This is a genomic window from Chromohalobacter canadensis, assembly GCF_034479555.1.
Taxonomy (GTDB): Bacteria; Pseudomonadota; Gammaproteobacteria; order Pseudomonadales; family Halomonadaceae; genus Chromohalobacter; species Chromohalobacter canadensis.
Genome location: NZ_CP140151.1, coordinates 1,385,315 through 1,400,439, shown reverse-complemented (window position 1 = coordinate 1,400,439; position 15,125 = coordinate 1,385,315). Strand labels below are relative to the sequence as shown.

Below are 15,125 nucleotides of genomic sequence, written 5' to 3'. Positions count from 1 at the left end.
GCCATGAGCATGAGTTTTCTAGACATTCAGGCCTTCGTCTACCGGGAAGCGCGTCTACTTGATGATCGTGACTGGGATACCTGGCTCGAGTGTTACAGCAAGAATGTGGTGTTTTGGATGCCGGCCTGGGACGACGATGACCGGCTGACTCAGGACCCTCAGTCCGAGATCTCGCTGATCTACTACCCCAATCGTGAAGGGTTGGAGGATCGCGTCTATCGAATCAAGACCGAACGTTCCGGGGCGACCAGCCTTCCCGAGCCGCGTACCACCCATCAGATTTCCAATCTGGAGGTACTTAGTCAGGAGGGTGACAAGGTAGAGCTGCGTTTCAACTGGCACACATTGAGTCATCGCTACCAGCAGACCAACGCTTATTTCGGCACGTCTTTCTACACATTGGACGTGTCTGGGGACGCCCCGCTGATCGAGCGGAAGACGGTGATTCTCAACAACGATTACATCCACCAGGTCATAGACGTCTATCACGTCTGATTTCCAATGGACCTCGTGGCAGGGACGCCACAGTGTAAGACGGTGCATGAAAAAGAAGCATAAAGGAAAAGATGTTAACGCCACTCCATAATCACAACACAAGCTCTTTGGTGAACATAATGAAACACGCCTTCAAGAATACTGTCTTGGCCTCACTGATAGGCACCAGTCTCGTAGCCTCTGCAATGGCGACTGCGAGCGAGCATCCGGTCAAGCTGGGCCTGATGCTACCATACTCCGGTACCTACTCGGCTTTGGGCGAAGCCATTACCAATGGCCTAAAGCTCGCTATAAAGGAACAGGACGGTCAGCTCGGCGGTCGTGATGTTGAGTATGTTCGACTCGACTCCGAGGCTGATCCCTCTCAGGCGCCCCAGAACATGAGCCGTCTGGTCAAGGGTGATGATGTCGACTTCGTTATCGGTCCGGTGCATTCCGGCGTAGCTATGGGTATGCTGCGGATGGCCAAGAAGACCGGTGCCATCACCATTATTCCCAATGCTGGTTTAGAAGCTGCCACTAACCAGCTGTGCATGCCCAACGTGTTCCGCACCTCGCACAGCATGTGGCAGGACAGCTACCCGATGGGCAAGGCCGCCTATGAGCGAGGCCACCGCAAGGTAGTGACTATTACCTGGGACTATGCTGCTGGTAAGGAAGACGTGGCCGGCTTCAAGGAAGCCTTCACCAAGGCTGGAGGCGAGATCGTCGAGCAGATCTGGGTGCCTTTCCCCAGCACTGAATTCCAGAGCTATCTCAGTCAGATCGCTAGTATCGACCCTGATGCAGTCTATACCTTCTTCGCTGGCGGCGGTGGAGTGAGCTTCGTGCGCGATTACGCTGCGGCTGGGCTAAAGGAAAGTATTCCTTTACTTGGCTCAGGCTTTTTGACTGAGGGCAATCTTCAGGCGCTGGGCGAAGCAGGTGAGGGGGTGATGACCACGCTACACTATGCCGATACCCTTCAGAGTGAGGCGAATCGCAATTTCGTCTCAGCTTACCAGGAGGCCTATGGTGAGACTCCCGATGCCTACGCCGTCCATGGCTACGATACTGGAAAAATGCTTGCTCAGGCCCTGTATTCTGTCAAAGGCGATACCGAGAATAAGGAAGCATTAATAGAGGCGCTTTCCAACGTCCACTTGGATAGTCCGCGCGGCCCAATAAGCTTCTCCGACTCTCATCATCCGATCCAGAACATCTATTTGCTTGAGATCCAGGATGGCAAGCAGGAAGTCGTCGATGTTGCCTATGAGCAACTTGAGGTGCCGGACGACGCCTGCAAGATGTAACACGGTGAACGTCTGACCTGCGGGGCGGGCCAAGCTCGCTCCGTCCATCGCGGAGGAGGTTACATGAATCTCGCGTTTTTTGGCGTGCAGCTCCTTAATGGGCTGCAGTACGGGCTATTGCTATTCCTTATCGCCAGTGGCCTGACCCTGATCTTTGGCATCATGGGTATCATCAACCTAGCCCATGGCGCTATGTACATGATCGGGGCCTACTTGGTCTATGACCTGACCCTGCGCCTGGGGAACTTCTGGCTGGCAATTGTCGTAGCTGTGCCGATTGCCGTTGCCTTGGGGTTGATTATCGAACGTCTCTTCCTTGACACGCTTTACAAGCGCGATCACCTCTATCAGGTGCTGCTGACTTTCGGCCTGATCCTGGTGATCAACGAGGTTCAGCGCATCATCTGGGGAGGCGATGTGCATAGTGTAGCGGTGCCGTCACCCTTTGATACCAGCCTGCAGCTTACTAGTAACCTGCAATACTCGGTATACCGGCTGTTCTTGATGGGCGTGTGTCTAGCCTTGGCAGCCGTCATCTACTGGGTGATCCGACATACTCGGCTGGGTATTATCATCCGCGCTGGTGCCGTTGATCGCGATATGGTTGAGGGGCTGGGTATCAACGTACGCACTCTGTTTACCTTGATCTTTAGTGCCGGCGTAGCGCTGACGGCCTTCGCTGGAATGATCGCAGCCCCTCTGTCCACCATAGCTCCGGGAATGGGGGATAGCATCCTGATTACCTGTTTTGTCGTGGTGGTCATAGGCGGGATTGGCTCGATCAAGGGCGCCTTTTGGGGGGCCATCTTGATCGGTATGGCTGAGACTTTCGGCTCGGTACTGATCCCTAGCCTCGCCAGCATGGTGATATACCTGATCATGGCCGCTGTGCTGCTGGTCAAGCCACGCGGTCTTTTTGCCTGAGGAGGCGCAGACATGCTGCATCGTTATCCGAGACGCGTCGCTATCATCATGCTGGCATTGACGCTCTGCGTAGCCGTATTCCCCCTGTGGGGCCCGGCTGTTTTCGGCGATCAGGTAGATTTCATTCAGGAGAAGCTTACACTGATGGTGATCCTAGCATTATTCACCATGAGCTTGGACCTGCTGGTGGGTATCGTCGGGCTAGTCAGTTTGGGGCATGCTCTGTTCTTTGGGGTCGGTGCCTACACACTGGCCTTGGCTAGCCCTGAATATAGTGCCGCCTCCCTATGGTGGATGTTGCCATTGGTCATTGCTGTCGCGGCGATAACGGCATTCGTGGTCGGCCTGCTGGTGATCCGGACCAAGGGCATTTTCTTCATCATGTCCACCCTGGCCTTCGGCCAAATGTTCTTCTATCTGATAAGCACTTCGCAATTCGCTGGTGGTACGGACGGCCTCTTCATCATGTTTCGCCCGAGCGTCACATTCGGCGAAACGACACTGCTGGATCTGAGTAATCCGCAGACGTTCTTCTACTTCTGCTTGGGATTGTTAATTGTCGGCTACCTGTTCATGCGCTGGCTGACTCGTTCTTACTTCGGCCAGGTGCTTGACGGCATCCATGACAACGAGCACCGCATGCAGGCGCTTGGCTATGCAACCAGTGGCTACAAGCTGGTAGCCTTTGTGATCGCCGGGGTCCTCGCCGCCATTGCCGGTATGCTGGCTGCTATGCAGTATGGCTTCGCCAACCCTGTACAGCTCGGCTGGCACACCTCTGGTGAGGTGCTGATGATGTTGATTCTTGGCGGCATAGGTACCATCTTCGGCCCAATCCTCGGCGCCTTCGCCTACGAGATCCTGCTATACGTTTACGAACACCTGACCGTGCACTGGCCGATTCTGATGGGCCTTACCATCATAGCCTCCGTGTTGGTGCTGCCCCGAGGTATTGCCGGGCTGATTATTGCCCCGCCTTGGAACCGCAAGAAAACGCCGGTCGCAAAGGAGCAGGCCGCAGAATCAGTCATTCCGCCCAACAGCATTCAGCACAATGAGGGGTAAGCCATGAGCAATGAACCGATTCTGGCCACTCACGGGCTGATCCGTCGCTTCGGCGGTCTGGTAGCGGTCAGTGACGTTGACTTCGATGTCAGGCCAGGTGAGATCCACGCCATTCTCGGGCCCAATGGAGCCGGAAAGAGTACCTTAATCAACCTTTTGTCGGGAGAGATCCCGCCCTCAGAGGGCCAGGTACTCTTTCACGGTAAGCCGATCCAGGGCAAGAGCGTGCGCCAGATCGCCCGCATGGGTATCGGTCGCAGCCATCAGAAGACCAATATCTTCCCTCGCCTCAACTGCCTGCAGAACTGTGAGCTGGCATCTCGCATCCACATGGGAGGCGTGTTCGGCAGCTGGCGTTCCCGCCAACGGGCACGCAAGGTCAGCGAGCGGGCCCTTGAGGTGCTCGAGACCTGTCATCTGGTTCACCGCGCTTATACCCCGGCCGCCGACATGAGTTACGGCGAGCAGCGTCAGCTGCAAATCGCCATGGTGCTGGCTACAGCGCCCACCCTGATGCTACTCGACGAACCCATGGCCGGCATGGGCCGCGAGGAAACCTGGCAGGTCACAGAACTGCTCAAGAGCCTTACCGACCGCTACACTCTGGTACTTATTGAGCACGACATGGACAGTGTCTTCTGTCTTGCCGACCGCATTACTGTGATGGTGGACGGCTGTGTACTGGAGAGCGGGACCACCGATCAGATCCGTACCAGCGAGAAGGTACGTGACGTCTATCTCGGGCGCCACCACGAGGAGGCGACGGCATGACGGCACAGCAACAGATTATCCCACTGATCGATGCCTGCAACCTTCACACCTATTATGGCGAAAGCCATGTACTGCACGGTGTCGATCTTACTCTTATGCCTGGAGAGACGCTGAGCCTACTGGGGCGTAATGGCATGGGTAAGACCACCACGCTGAGGTCGATCCTAGGCTTCGTGCCACCGCGCTACGGGGAGGTGCGCATCAAGGGCGTGCCGGCGGCGAAGCACCGCCCCTGGCAATTGATCCGCCAGGGCATCGGTTATGTGCCGGAAGGGCGTGGCATCTTCCCGGGCATAAGCGTGCGTGAGCATCTCATCATGGCCGCTCGGCCTAACGACAGGGGCGAGTCACCCTGGACGCTGGAGCGCGTGCTGGACACTTTTCCACGGCTCGGACAGCGAATTAATCATGATGGCTCTTTCCTATCGGGGGGCGAGCAGCAGATGCTGTCGATCGGGCGTGCGCTGACTACCAATCCCGATATGGTCATCCTCGACGAGGCTACCGAGGGTCTGGCTCCGTTGATTCGTGACGAGGTGTGGAAGATTATCCACGAGATCAAGGCTTCGGGTATCGCCGCCATCATTGTCGACAAAAATATTGACAACCTGCTGGAAGTGGCCGAGAAGCACATATTGCTGGTCAAGGGCGAGGTAATCTATAGCGGCGGTTCCAAAGGCCTGAAGGACGATCCCGCGATCCTTGAGACCCACCTCGGTGTCGCCTGAGGGATAATGGATAGATAGACGCTTTATGCGACTGCACACCAACTGGTTGATACCTCCTTATTCCTGGATAGTGAGTGGTGTATGGCAAGGGGGTTGAACAAAAAAGCGCCGCCTTTGGGGTATGTGTGAAAATTCTAAAATACTTACAACACGCACCCAACATTGCGATCCCTACTGCTACGACTAAAAGCGGGACCAATGAAAATACGAATGGTCTGTTCCGGCTATCCAAAGGAGATGACTCTCGGCAGGTGGCGGGCGACGAGTTGAGAGGGGGTATTAAGCAGCCGGATAACCATCCCAGGAACCGATTCGGTTATCAGGCACCGGGATGGGGGTTCTTGGGAGAATACTCAGGAGCTCTGGATACCGCAGTTATGGCTTGAGTTCTGAATTCAAGTCAGTCTGAATTTCCCAAATCAAGAACAGAAGGATATAGCATGGAAAACTCCATTAAATCTATCGATCAGACGCCTGAATATGATGAGATCGTGAGTGTGGTACAACTGTATGTCGAAGGTTTTCAAGGGGGAATAGACAAGCTTAAGGAGGCCTTTCACGAGGATGCCTGGATTCTTGCTATTGCCGCAGATGGCGTTCTTAGCAAAGATTTGATCAGCGGCCGCTTTGAGCGCTGGGCGGCCAGCCACAGGCCGGTCAAGGGGCGCGTTATCCAAGTGACTCAAGCCGGCGAAGTCGCTAGCGTTCTGCTCGGCTTCGACAACATGGAAGATTTGGCGGACTCTTGGGTGGATGTGCTAACCCTACTCAAATTGGACGGCACTTGGAAAATCACTCATAAGAGCGCCGTCCACAGCAGCCGAGCGGCCTGGGCAAAACCGCAATAGCTCCGGTCACATTCTCGTGGTTTGTAGTGCCGTTTGATTGGCACTACATGCCGTAATCCTACTTTGCAAACACCTCGAAGAGCAGATCACGTAGCCATCGGTTACGGTATTTTGATGAAAGCACCGATGCCAGAAGAGATCGGCCAGCAGGTCCGGCCGGCGGATAGGTTCACTATGCCGCTACAGGTTGAGGACATAGCCCTGAGCACTGGCGACTGAGTGCCCACTCCAATCGGGTCACTGCAGTTCAATGTCATCATTTTGTCTAAGTAGCCGTATGAGTGTGGGGAGTTGCCCATAAAACGCGGAGGGCACGAAGCCAACTCCGAACAACTCGCGCGTGCTGCGTACCATGCGCTTTGTGCCATGGATGGTCGTATCTAACTTCTCAAGTGTCTGCAGGGAGTGCTGATGCAAGCAGTGGCCGGCCGGTGACAGACTTAAGCCACGTAGTTGACGGATAAGTAGCTGCCCTGAATTTATTATAAATGATTGATTTTTATAATAAAAATTTGATTAATCATGCACTGCTTTGGTGAGGCTGAGTTCCTCGGTGAAAGCATAGGAGTAGTGGAAATGTCGTGGCTTCATGATACCTCCTAGGTATGGATGGCCACTCAAACAATATTGGTGAGGGTGAGGACAAAAAGTAAGACTTAGGAGAAATACGAAACATCCTTGATGGAGGCCTCATGTCCGTTGTCATTGAATATATTGAAACTAAACTCGTCGATCTACCGATGACTCAGCCGCACATACGAGGCTGGCGCGCTGGACTTCGCGCGGATGGATACCGGTTTGGGAGGACAACCAGCGATCCCATGATCCGCAAACCGATATTTCGCTGATTTGTTATCCCAGCTGTGAGGGATTGCAAGACTGTGTCTATCGAATCAAGACCGAGCGCTCCGGGGCGACCAGCCTTCCCGAGCCGCGCACCACCCACCAGATCTCCAGCCTGGAGGTACTTAGTCAGGAGGGTGACAAGGTGGAACTGCGCTTCAACTGGCACACATTGAGTCATCGTTACCAGCAGACCAACGCTTATTTCGGCACGTCTTTCTACACATTGGACGTGTCCGGGGATGCCCCGCTGATCGAGCGGAAGACGGTGATCCTCAACAACGATTACATCCACCAGGTCATCGACGTCTATCACGTCTGAGTACCGACCCGGTGGGAGGAGAACGACCATGAGCTACACCATTGCGCTTAATTTCGAGGACGGCGTCTCCCGGTTCATTACCTGCAAGGCAGAAGAGACGGTGCTCGACGCTGCGTACCGCCAAAAGATCAATCTACCGATGGATTGCTCCGACGGCGTCTGCGGGACCTGCAAGGGCCATTGCGAGCAAGGCGCTTTCGACATGGGTGACGACTATCTGGAGGAGGCCCTTTCCGAAGAGGAAGAAGCTGAGGGCAAGGTGCTGACCTGTCAGATGGTGCCGTCTTCGGATTGCGTCATCCAAGTGCCGGTGGCCTCGACCCTTTGCAAGACTCAGGTAGGTGAGATCACTGGGCAGATGGCCTGCGTCGAGTCGCTCTCCGAAGATAGTATCGAATTGATGATCGACATGGACGAAGACGCTGAACTGGCCTTTCTACCCGGCCAGTACATCAATATTCAGGTACCGGGTAGCGAGGAAACGCGTTCCTACTCGTTTAGCTCGTGTCCCGGTGACAAACGGGTATCTTTCCTGATCCGCAATGTCCCGGATGGCTTGATGAGCGGTTATCTTACCCGTACGGCTCAGTCCGGTGACCCTCTAACCCTGACGGGGCCGTTGGGTAGCTTTTACCTACGTGACGTGAAGCGCCCTGTGCTGATGTTGGCCGGTGGCACGGGCTTGGCACCATTGCTTTCCATGCTCAAAGTGCTGGAAGAGAAGGGCTGCGACCAACCGGTCCATATGATCTACGGCGTCAGCCGTGACGATCATCTCGTCAAACTCGATGAGCTCGACGCCTATGTCCAGCAACTGCCCCATTTCAGTTACACCACGGTGGTGGCCGACGAGGCTAGCGAGCACCCGCACAAGGGCTACGTAACGCATCACATGGACGCCGAGATACTTCACGACGGTAACGTGGACGTCTACCTGTGTGGGCCGCCGCCGATGGTCGATGCCGTGCTCAAGCATTTCCGCGAGCAGGACATTATGCCGGCGAGTTTCTACTACGAGAAATTCACGCCCAATCAGACCTCTGAGGAGGCCGCATGAGCATGCAGCGCTTCACCGACAAGGTGGTCGTCATCACTGGTGCCGCTCAAGGTATCGGACGACGAATCGCTGAACTGGCCGCTCAAGAAGGAGCGCACTTGGCGGTGGTAGATCGTGCCGACGAGATCGATGAGGTCGTGGCGACGATCAATACCCAAGGTGGGGAAGCCGTTGCCATTCGAGCTGATCTTGAAACCTGGCAAGGCGCTGAAAGTGCCTTTCGCCAGGCCCATGAACGCTTCGGGCGGGTCGACGTGCTGATCAACAACGTCGGCGGGGCGATTAACTTCAAGCCGTTCACCGAGTTTACCGAAACTGAGATCGAAGCCGAGATCTCGCGTTCACTAATGCCAACATTGTGGTGCTGCCGCGCAGTGCTGCCAGCGATGATAAAGCAAGAAGAGGGCGTCATCGTCAACGTCTCGTCGGCGGCAACACGAGGCATTCACCGTATTCCTTACTCAGCCGCCAAGGGAGGCGTCAACGCCATGACGGCGTCGTTGGCCTTCGAGTACGCCGAGCACGGTATTCGTGTAGTGGCCACTGCACCGGGGGGCACCGAAGCACCCCCGCGCAAAATCTCGCGGGGCACGCCGGAAGCACAGACCGAACAGGAAAAGGCTTGGTTTCAAGCGCATATCGATCAGACCAAGCAGAGCTGCCTGATGGGGCGTTACGGCACTTTAGATGAAATGGCTGCACCGATTCTTTTCTTAGCATCAAGCGATGCCAGCTATATCACGGGTAGCGTTTTGCCAGTGGCGGGTGGTGATCAGGGCTAGCGTTTGTCGGCCCAATTTTAAATATAACAATATTTTGGAGAACATCATGAAGCATATCGAAAAGGGTGACTCCCGAACGCTAGAGCGCGAGACGTGCCATGGGGTCGGCACCGCTGCAGACGAGATAAACGTGATAATCAACGAGCCCGCGGCGTGACGTCTAGATGAGCTTTCTCATTCTAGAGACTCCTAAACTACCCGGCTGATATTTTTCTTGGCCCGCGTCCGAGAGGGTGGCGCGGTCCCTTTTTGCCTTTGCCGAGCTCCGGGATTTCCCTTTATTCCAAAAACAAGGACCGACGCCATGAGTTTACGCAAAGATTGGTCGATACCCGCTGTCACTGCTGGCTTCGTGGCGGTGCTGGTATCCTATTCTGGGCCACTGGCCATCTTCTTCCAGGCCGCCGAGAGCGCTGAAATATCGAGTGCCATGATGACTTCCTGGGTGTGGGCGATATCGGTCGGTGCCGCTGTCTCCAGCATTGGGCTAAGTCTTTGGCTCAAGGTGCCGGTGGTGACGGCCTGGTCAGCGCCGGGCACAGCGTTATTGGTGGGCCTATTTCCTGAGCTATCGCTGGGTGAGGCGGTAGGGGCTTACTTGACCTCGGCAATGGTGCTCTTCGTGATCGGTGTGACCGGATCCTTCGATCGGATCATCCAGCTGATTCCACCGGGTATCGCCAGCGCGATGATGGCCGGCATTTTATTCCAATTTGGTGTAGGGGTCTTCGAGTCCCTGGCCGCAGTGCCGGCATTGGTCATCGGTATGCTGCTGGCTTACCTAGTATTCAAGCGCCTCACGCCGCGCTATTGCCTGATCGTCTTACTGTTAGTCGGCGTTGGTTTAGCTATGACGTTGGAAGGCGCGAGCCTCGAAGGCGTGACGTTGGAAGTGGCCTCCCCGCAGTTCATTTACCCCGAGTGGACGTGGCATAGCACTCTGAGCCTCGCTATTCCGCTGGTATTGGTTAGCCTGACCGGACAGTTCTTGCCGGGCATGGCGATACTGCGTACCTCTGGCTACCATACTCCGGCTCGGCCGATTGTCACCGTCGCTAGTCTGACTTCTTTCATCACGGCTTTCTTCGGTGGTATCACCACTGTGATCGCCGCCATCACGGCGGCAATCTGCACCAGTAAAGATGCCCACGAAGATCCAGACAAGCGCTATGTGGCGGGTGTGGCCAATGGCGTCTTCTATCTGATCGGCGGCACTTTCGCTGGCACTATCGTATTGTTGTTTACCTCGCTGCCAGGCGAATTCGTAGCTGTACTGGCTGGCTTGGCGCTGATCGGAGCCATTACGAGTAATATTAGTGCCTTCGCTGCCCAAAAAGATCATTTAGAGGCCTCGGTAATTACCTTTCTTGCAACTGCTTCAGGCGTTAGCTTCTTGGGACTGGGGTCGGCTTTTTGGGGGGTGATGATTGGTGCCGTCGCCTATAACATCCTACACCGTCGTTTCGACACTCGAGGCGAATCGCCTCAGGTATCCGATAGCTCGCGTTGAAGCTATCCGGCATTGTGTCTGGGTGGGAGGCGCTACCAGACGAATGCCGCTAGCTCAAGTTTCCGCAAACATCTCATGAATCAGGCGTCGCAACCATTGATTGCCGGCATCTTGGTGGAAGCGGCGATGCCAAAAAAGGTTGATAGGCACTTCGGGTAGTGCCAACGGATGGGGGATGGCACATAGCCCAAAGCGAGAGGCTGTGGCCTCGGCCAGCTTGTCGGTGACGGTTACTACCAAGTCAGTATCGTTGATGATGTAGGGAACGGCGACGAAGTGCGGCAGCCTGAGTCGTATCGGGGGGTTGATACCACTCCTGGCCAGCAGTTCCTCGATTCTGCCATGCCCTGTGCCCTGTGCCTCGACCACGATATGCTGCGCCTTGGCGAAGTCTTCCTGGGAAAACGTGCCGCGTGCAAGGTGATGATTCTCACGCATTAGGCAGACATAGTTCTGCACGAATAATCGCTGCTGGTAGAAACCAGCGCCCAGTTGTGGAATCAGTCCCACCGCGAGGTCGATATGACCTTCCTCCATGTCATGCTTAATGTCATAAAGATCACTGCGTGTGGTTCTCAGTGAGACGTGTGGGGCCACTTCAGCCAGCCGTGACATCAAGCGGGGTAGGAAATAAATTTCGCCGATATCACTCATGGTGATTTGAAAGCGGCGCTGGCTGGTCGCTGGATCAAAGCCATGACTTAGGTTGAGTGTCTCTTGGAGACTGGACAGCGCTTTGGAAATCGGTTCGTGGATGTGTGTGGCATAAGGTGTTGGCATCAGACCTTGCGAGGTGCGCTCAAATAGTTCATCACCGAGCATCTTGCGTAGCCGCTTTAGTGCGTGGCTGACCGCAGGTTGGGTCTGGCCAAGTTGTTCGGCGACCACCTGAGTATTGCGATGTTGGTAAAGTAGATCGAATACCACGAGCAGGTTGGTATCGACCTCCGATAATTTACGCATGAAAGGCCTTCTGTGATGACGCTTAGCTGAGAAAAACGACTGTATACGTAATAATATTCGCTATCCATCCCGGTTAGACAAAGGTCGTAAAAGGGGTGGGGCGGCTAATACAATATGCTGTTATTTATGGGTATTAGCGTCGTTTATTTGCCAAATGAAGGCGGTTTCGTTGTGGGGTATGTCGGCGGAAGTCTAGCGTGATGCTACACCATTCTTTTCTTGATAGGAGTAGTGATCATGCAAACACGGAGCACAACAAAGACCCCTCAGGGAAAGCGCCTCAGCATCGGTATCGTCGGCGGCGGCATCGGAGGTGTGGCCCTAGCCGTGGGCCTCTCTCGCACTCGGGACCTAGAAATTAACCTGTTTGAGGCCGCCGAACGCTTTTCTGAGATAGGTGCCGGAGTTTCGTTCGGTCCTAATGCCGTGCGAGCGATTTCCCTACTCGGCTTAGAGAAAGCCTATCGGCGCATTGCCGATGCCTCGCCGGCTCCCTATGGCGACGTCTGGTTCGAATGGCGACGCTGGCATGATGAGGCCTACCTGACAGCCTCGTTGGCCCCTGGCTGCGGTCAGTCCTCGGTTCATCGTGCTGATTTTCTCGGGGCTATCGTCTCTCACCTGCCTGAGGGTATTGCCCACTTTGGTAAGCGTTGTCGGTCAGTGGAGCAGGACGCTGAAGGTGTCAGCGTAAGCTTCGAGGATGGCAGTGACTTCCGCTGCGATATCCTAATCGGCTTCGATGGAATCAAGTCGGCGGTGCGTGAGCATGTGCTGCCGACTGTTGAATACGGCGCGTTTGATCCTAATTGGAGCGGAACCCAAGCGTATCGCGGCTTGGTGCCTACCGAGAGGCTTCGTCAGGCCCTCCGGGCGGTGGACGTCGACGAGAAGATGGCTACTGTGCCGCAGATGTATTTGGGACCTGATCGCCACATCCTGACCTTTCCGGTGAAGCAAGCGACGCTAGTTAATGTGGTCGCCTTCGTCACTGATCGTTCGATGCCCAATCCGCAACTATCGGAAGGCGCTCCCTGGGTCGAGGAGGTTAGCCAGGAGGAGATGCTTGATGACTTTCCTGGTTGGGGAGTCGCTTCCCGAGCAATTCTCGGTTGTATCGACCAACCAACACGCTGGGCGCTGCATGAGTTACCTGAGCTTCCTCGTTATGTGCGTGACCGCGTATTGATCACTGGTGACGCTGCCCATGCCATGCTGCCCCATCAAGGCGCTGGGGCTGGTCAGGCTTTGGAGGACGCCTATGTGCTGACCGAGCTATTGAGCGATCCAGCCTGTGATCGCGTCACCGCTGCTGAGGTATTAGCGGCTTTCGAGGGTGTTCGGCATGCGCGAACCTGTCGCGCGCAAGCCACCTCTCATGAGGCTGGAAACGTCTATGAGTACTGCGGTACCGGAATCGGCTCCGATGAAGCTCACATCGCCGCCGATCTCAAGCAACGTTTCGACTGGCTGTGGAACCACGACCCTCAAGACGATGTTGCGGCGGCGCGCCAGTGGTTGGGTGGGGAAATGGCTGTCGAATCATAAAGGGATCGGGTGGTATGAGGCGTTACTGTCACCGGCTATTCAGCAGTTCGGATCGGCACCCGGCTGCGTTCGTTATTGGCGTCGGCCATGCGTTGTAGCAAATGGCATAGGGTTTCACGCTCCTCAGTGGAGAGGGGGGCCAGGATTTCCTCTTGGGCGTCGCGGACCGAGGCTTCGGCCTGATGGCGAAGATCACGCCCCGCTCCCGTCAAGGTGACGAGCATTGAGCGTCGATCCTGAGGGTTGCGCTGACGAGTGACCAGACCGCGCTCCTCAAGTTTTTTGACTACTACGGCGATCGTATTGCGATCGAGCGCTGTATAACCACCGAGAGTGATCTGATCCAGTGAACCTTGTTCTTCAAGAGCCGAAAGGGCGACATATTGTAGCTGTGTAAGGTGGAAAGCCTCGCACTGTCGCAGGAAGATGGCCACGCTGCTTTGATGGCAGCGCCTGAGCAAATTGCCAGGCAAGGTGTTGGCTTCGGCGAGGGGCGAGTCGGTCATGGTGTCGAGAGCGTCCGGTGAAAATCGGTGGAAGGCCGCAGTATCGCGGGCCACGGCCTGAATGCTATGGGGATCGTCGCTTGACCTCAACCTGCATGTGGATGGCTCTCGGGTAGAGCGTCGACGAACGCTGGTAGCTCAAGGCAGTTGGTGTTGATAGTCGCAAGCGTCGGATAGGGTGTCATATCGACTTCGAAGCGTCGGTTGTTGGCCATCTGAGCGAACAAGCAGATATCGGCTAGGCCGGGCGAGTCACCGTAGCAGAACTGGCCACGGCGCGGGTCGTCAGCCAGTTGGCGCTCGAGCGCGGTGAAACTTTCAGCAACCCAATGGCGGAACCACGTGGTGACGCCTGCCTCGATTACGTCCAATTCCTGCCCCAGGTATTGCAGCACTCGGAGATTGTTGAGTGGATGGATATCGCTGGCGATGGAATGTACCAGTCCACGCACCCAGGCACGATCTAACGGATCGCTGGGTAGCAGCAATGGCTTAGGATACACCTCGTCGAGATATTCGATGATCGCCAGCGACTGTGCCACCACCGTGCTGTCTTCAAGCTGCAGTGCTGGAACTAGTCCCTGTGGATTAAGCGAGAGGTAGGTGGGGGAGCGGTGCTCCCCTTGGCGTAAGGTGTAGGAGACATGCGTATACGTCAGCCCCTTGAGTTGAAGGGCGGCGCGTACACGCACTGACGCCGAGCTACGGAAAAAATTGTGCAGGACGAGACTCATAGTCCCTCCCGTGGTGTGACGATGGTGATCGAGTGATCACCGACGCCGTCAATGCCACCGGTCACCTTGTCGCCGACCTGGAGCGGGCCGACGCCGGCGGGAGTGCCGGTATAAATCAGGTCGCCAGGGCGGATGCGCATAGTGTGGGAGAGGAGCGAAACGATTTCCTGCACGTCCCATATCAGGTCGGCAATATCTTGGTCCTGCTTGATCTCATCATTGACGGCGAGCCAGATACGGCCCTCGGTGGGATGACCGATATCACGGGCCTTGCGCAAGGGGGAAATCACTGCGGACTCATCGAAGGCCTTGCCCCAATCCCAGGGCCGGCCCTTTTCACGTGCTTCGAGCTGCAGGTCGCGGCGGGTCAAATCATTACCGGCGGCGTAACCATAGATGTAATCGTTGGCCTCCTCGACCGGGACCTGGAAGCCGGCCTTGCCGATCGCTACCACCAGCTCCATTTCGTAATGAAAATTTTGGGTCTCCGGTGGGTAGGGGACATCGCTGCCGTCAGGCACGATAGCGTCGGCGGGCTTGGTGAAGAAGAAGGGAAATTCGCGATTCGGGTCGCGCCCCATCTCTCGGGCATGCGCCTCATAGTTGCGGCCGACGCAGAAAATGCGGCGCACCGGAAAGCGCTTGTTGTCACCCTCAATGGCGACACTGCTGACGGACTGCGGGTCGAAGACGTAATCGGTCATGGTATATCGCTCTTGGTATGGAGTGAAAAAGGT

General features: G+C 55.8%; 16 protein-coding genes. 12 read left to right on the top strand and 4 right to left on the bottom strand.

The window, feature by feature from the left end; translation table 11 throughout:
• Positions 1-3 precede the first annotated feature (3 nt).
• From benB to SR908_RS06595, 11 genes are all read left to right on the top strand, one after another.
• Positions 4-495, top strand: coding sequence for a benzoate 1,2-dioxygenase small subunit (benB, locus tag SR908_RS06645; protein WP_246923796.1), 492 nt, complete (start codon positions 4-6; stop codon positions 493-495).
• Positions 496-614: 119 nt separating this feature from the next.
• Positions 615-1,787 carry an ABC transporter substrate-binding protein gene (locus SR908_RS06640; protein ID WP_246923794.1) on the top strand — a complete coding sequence of 391 codons (1,173 nt, stop codon included), beginning with the start codon at positions 615-617 and terminating at the stop codon, positions 1,785-1,787.
• Between the two features lie 63 nt (positions 1,788-1,850).
• Positions 1,851-2,711: a branched-chain amino acid ABC transporter permease gene (locus SR908_RS06635; protein ID WP_246923792.1), complete on the top strand. Its 861-nt coding sequence runs from the start codon at positions 1,851-1,853 to the stop codon at positions 2,709-2,711.
• A 12-nt stretch (positions 2,712-2,723) separates the two neighbouring features.
• Positions 2,724-3,776 carry a branched-chain amino acid ABC transporter permease gene (locus tag SR908_RS06630; RefSeq protein WP_246923789.1) on the top strand — a complete coding sequence of 351 codons (1,053 nt, stop codon included), beginning with the start codon at positions 2,724-2,726 and terminating at the stop codon, positions 3,774-3,776.
• Between the two features lie 3 nt (positions 3,777-3,779).
• Positions 3,780-4,547 (top strand): ABC transporter ATP-binding protein, encoded by a 768-nt coding sequence (locus SR908_RS06625; protein WP_246923787.1) that lies wholly within the window; start codon positions 3,780-3,782, stop codon positions 4,545-4,547.
• Positions 4,544-5,275, top strand: coding sequence for an ABC transporter ATP-binding protein (locus SR908_RS06620; RefSeq protein WP_246923785.1), 732 nt, complete (start codon positions 4,544-4,546; stop codon positions 5,273-5,275). Before SR908_RS06625 ends, SR908_RS06620 begins: the two co-directional genes overlap by 4 nt.
• A 440-nt stretch (positions 5,276-5,715) precedes the next feature.
• Positions 5,716-6,123: a nuclear transport factor 2 family protein gene (locus SR908_RS06615; protein WP_246923781.1), complete on the top strand. Its 408-nt coding sequence runs from the start codon at positions 5,716-5,718 to the stop codon at positions 6,121-6,123.
• Between the two features lie 763 nt (positions 6,124-6,886).
• Positions 6,887-7,288, top strand: coding sequence for an aromatic-ring-hydroxylating dioxygenase subunit beta (locus SR908_RS06610; RefSeq protein WP_322527396.1), 402 nt, complete (start codon positions 6,887-6,889; stop codon positions 7,286-7,288).
• Positions 7,289-7,316: 28 nt separating this feature from the next.
• Complete coding sequence (gene benC, locus SR908_RS06605; protein ID WP_246923778.1) at positions 7,317-8,345, top strand: benzoate 1,2-dioxygenase electron transfer component BenC; 1,029 nt, start codon at positions 7,317-7,319, stop codon at positions 8,343-8,345.
• Complete coding sequence (gene benD / locus SR908_RS06600) at positions 8,342-9,127, top strand: benzoate diol dehydrogenase BenD (protein ID WP_246923764.1); 786 nt, start codon at positions 8,342-8,344, stop codon at positions 9,125-9,127. Before benC ends, benD begins: the two co-directional genes overlap by 4 nt.
• Before the next feature lie 304 nt (positions 9,128-9,431).
• Positions 9,432-10,637, top strand: coding sequence for a benzoate/H(+) symporter BenE family transporter (locus tag SR908_RS06595; RefSeq protein WP_246923760.1), 1,206 nt, complete (start codon positions 9,432-9,434; stop codon positions 10,635-10,637).
• Positions 10,638-10,691: 54 nt separating this feature from the next.
• On the opposite strand, the gene SR908_RS06590 is transcribed toward SR908_RS06595, so the two are convergent.
• Positions 10,692-11,600 carry a LysR family transcriptional regulator gene (locus SR908_RS06590; protein WP_246923756.1) on the bottom strand — a complete coding sequence of 303 codons (909 nt, stop codon included), beginning with the start codon at positions 11,598-11,600 and terminating at the stop codon, positions 10,692-10,694.
• A gap of 237 nt (positions 11,601-11,837) precedes the next feature.
• On the opposite strand from SR908_RS06590, the gene salA reads away from it, so the two are divergent.
• Positions 11,838-13,148 carry a salicylate 1-monooxygenase gene (salA, locus tag SR908_RS06585; protein WP_246924002.1) on the top strand — a complete coding sequence of 437 codons (1,311 nt, stop codon included), beginning with the start codon at positions 11,838-11,840 and terminating at the stop codon, positions 13,146-13,148.
• Between the two features lie 35 nt (positions 13,149-13,183).
• On the opposite strand, the gene SR908_RS06580 is transcribed toward salA, so the two are convergent.
• The 3 genes from SR908_RS06580 to SR908_RS06570 all read right to left on the bottom strand — a co-directional run bounded on the left by SR908_RS06580 (position 13,184) and on the right by SR908_RS06570 (position 15,092).
• Positions 13,184-13,654 carry a MarR family winged helix-turn-helix transcriptional regulator gene (locus SR908_RS06580; RefSeq protein ID WP_246923753.1) on the bottom strand — a complete coding sequence of 157 codons (471 nt, stop codon included), beginning with the start codon at positions 13,652-13,654 and terminating at the stop codon, positions 13,184-13,186.
• A gap of 86 nt (positions 13,655-13,740) precedes the next feature.
• Positions 13,741-14,388 (bottom strand): maleylacetoacetate isomerase, encoded by a 648-nt coding sequence (gene maiA / locus SR908_RS06575; RefSeq protein WP_246923747.1) that lies wholly within the window; start codon positions 14,386-14,388, stop codon positions 13,741-13,743.
• A complete protein-coding gene (locus SR908_RS06570; RefSeq protein ID WP_246923745.1) occupies positions 14,385-15,092 on the bottom strand; it encodes a fumarylacetoacetate hydrolase family protein in 708 nt (235 codons plus the stop codon). The genes maiA and SR908_RS06570 overlap by 4 nt, the downstream gene beginning before the upstream one ends.
• Between the last annotated feature and the right edge of the window lie 33 nt (positions 15,093-15,125).

What these genes read in the sequence shown, in the direction of transcription:
- benC (WP_246923778.1), top strand. Translation starts at nt 7,317, where the DNA reads ATGAGCTACACCATTGCGCTTAATTTCGAGGACGGCGTCTCCCGGTTC.
- SR908_RS06570 (WP_246923745.1), bottom strand. Translation starts at nt 15,092, where the DNA reads ATGACCGATTACGTCTTCGACCCGCAGTCCGTCAGCAGTGTCGCCATT.
- SR908_RS06595 (WP_246923760.1), top strand. Translation starts at nt 9,432, where the DNA reads ATGAGTTTACGCAAAGATTGGTCGATACCCGCTGTCACTGCTGGCTTC.
- SR908_RS06640 (WP_246923794.1), top strand. Translation starts at nt 615, where the DNA reads ATGAAACACGCCTTCAAGAATACTGTCTTGGCCTCACTGATAGGCACC.
- SR908_RS06635 (WP_246923792.1), top strand. Translation starts at nt 1,851, where the DNA reads ATGAATCTCGCGTTTTTTGGCGTGCAGCTCCTTAATGGGCTGCAGTAC.
- SR908_RS06630 (WP_246923789.1), top strand. Translation starts at nt 2,724, where the DNA reads ATGCTGCATCGTTATCCGAGACGCGTCGCTATCATCATGCTGGCATTG.
- SR908_RS06620 (WP_246923785.1), top strand. Translation starts at nt 4,544, where the DNA reads ATGACGGCACAGCAACAGATTATCCCACTGATCGATGCCTGCAACCTT.
- salA (WP_246924002.1), top strand. Translation starts at nt 11,838, where the DNA reads ATGCAAACACGGAGCACAACAAAGACCCCTCAGGGAAAGCGCCTCAGC.
- SR908_RS06590 (WP_246923756.1), bottom strand. Translation starts at nt 11,600, where the DNA reads ATGCGTAAATTATCGGAGGTCGATACCAACCTGCTCGTGGTATTCGAT.
- SR908_RS06615 (WP_246923781.1), top strand. Translation starts at nt 5,716, where the DNA reads ATGGAAAACTCCATTAAATCTATCGATCAGACGCCTGAATATGATGAG.
- maiA (WP_246923747.1), bottom strand. Translation starts at nt 14,388, where the DNA reads ATGAGTCTCGTCCTGCACAATTTTTTCCGTAGCTCGGCGTCAGTGCGT.
- SR908_RS06625 (WP_246923787.1), top strand. Translation starts at nt 3,780, where the DNA reads ATGAGCAATGAACCGATTCTGGCCACTCACGGGCTGATCCGTCGCTTC.
- benB (WP_246923796.1), top strand. Translation starts at nt 4, where the DNA reads ATGAGCATGAGTTTTCTAGACATTCAGGCCTTCGTCTACCGGGAAGCG.
- benD (WP_246923764.1), top strand. Translation starts at nt 8,342, where the DNA reads ATGAGCATGCAGCGCTTCACCGACAAGGTGGTCGTCATCACTGGTGCC.
- SR908_RS06580 (WP_246923753.1), bottom strand. Translation starts at nt 13,654, where the DNA reads ATGACCGACTCGCCCCTCGCCGAAGCCAACACCTTGCCTGGCAATTTG.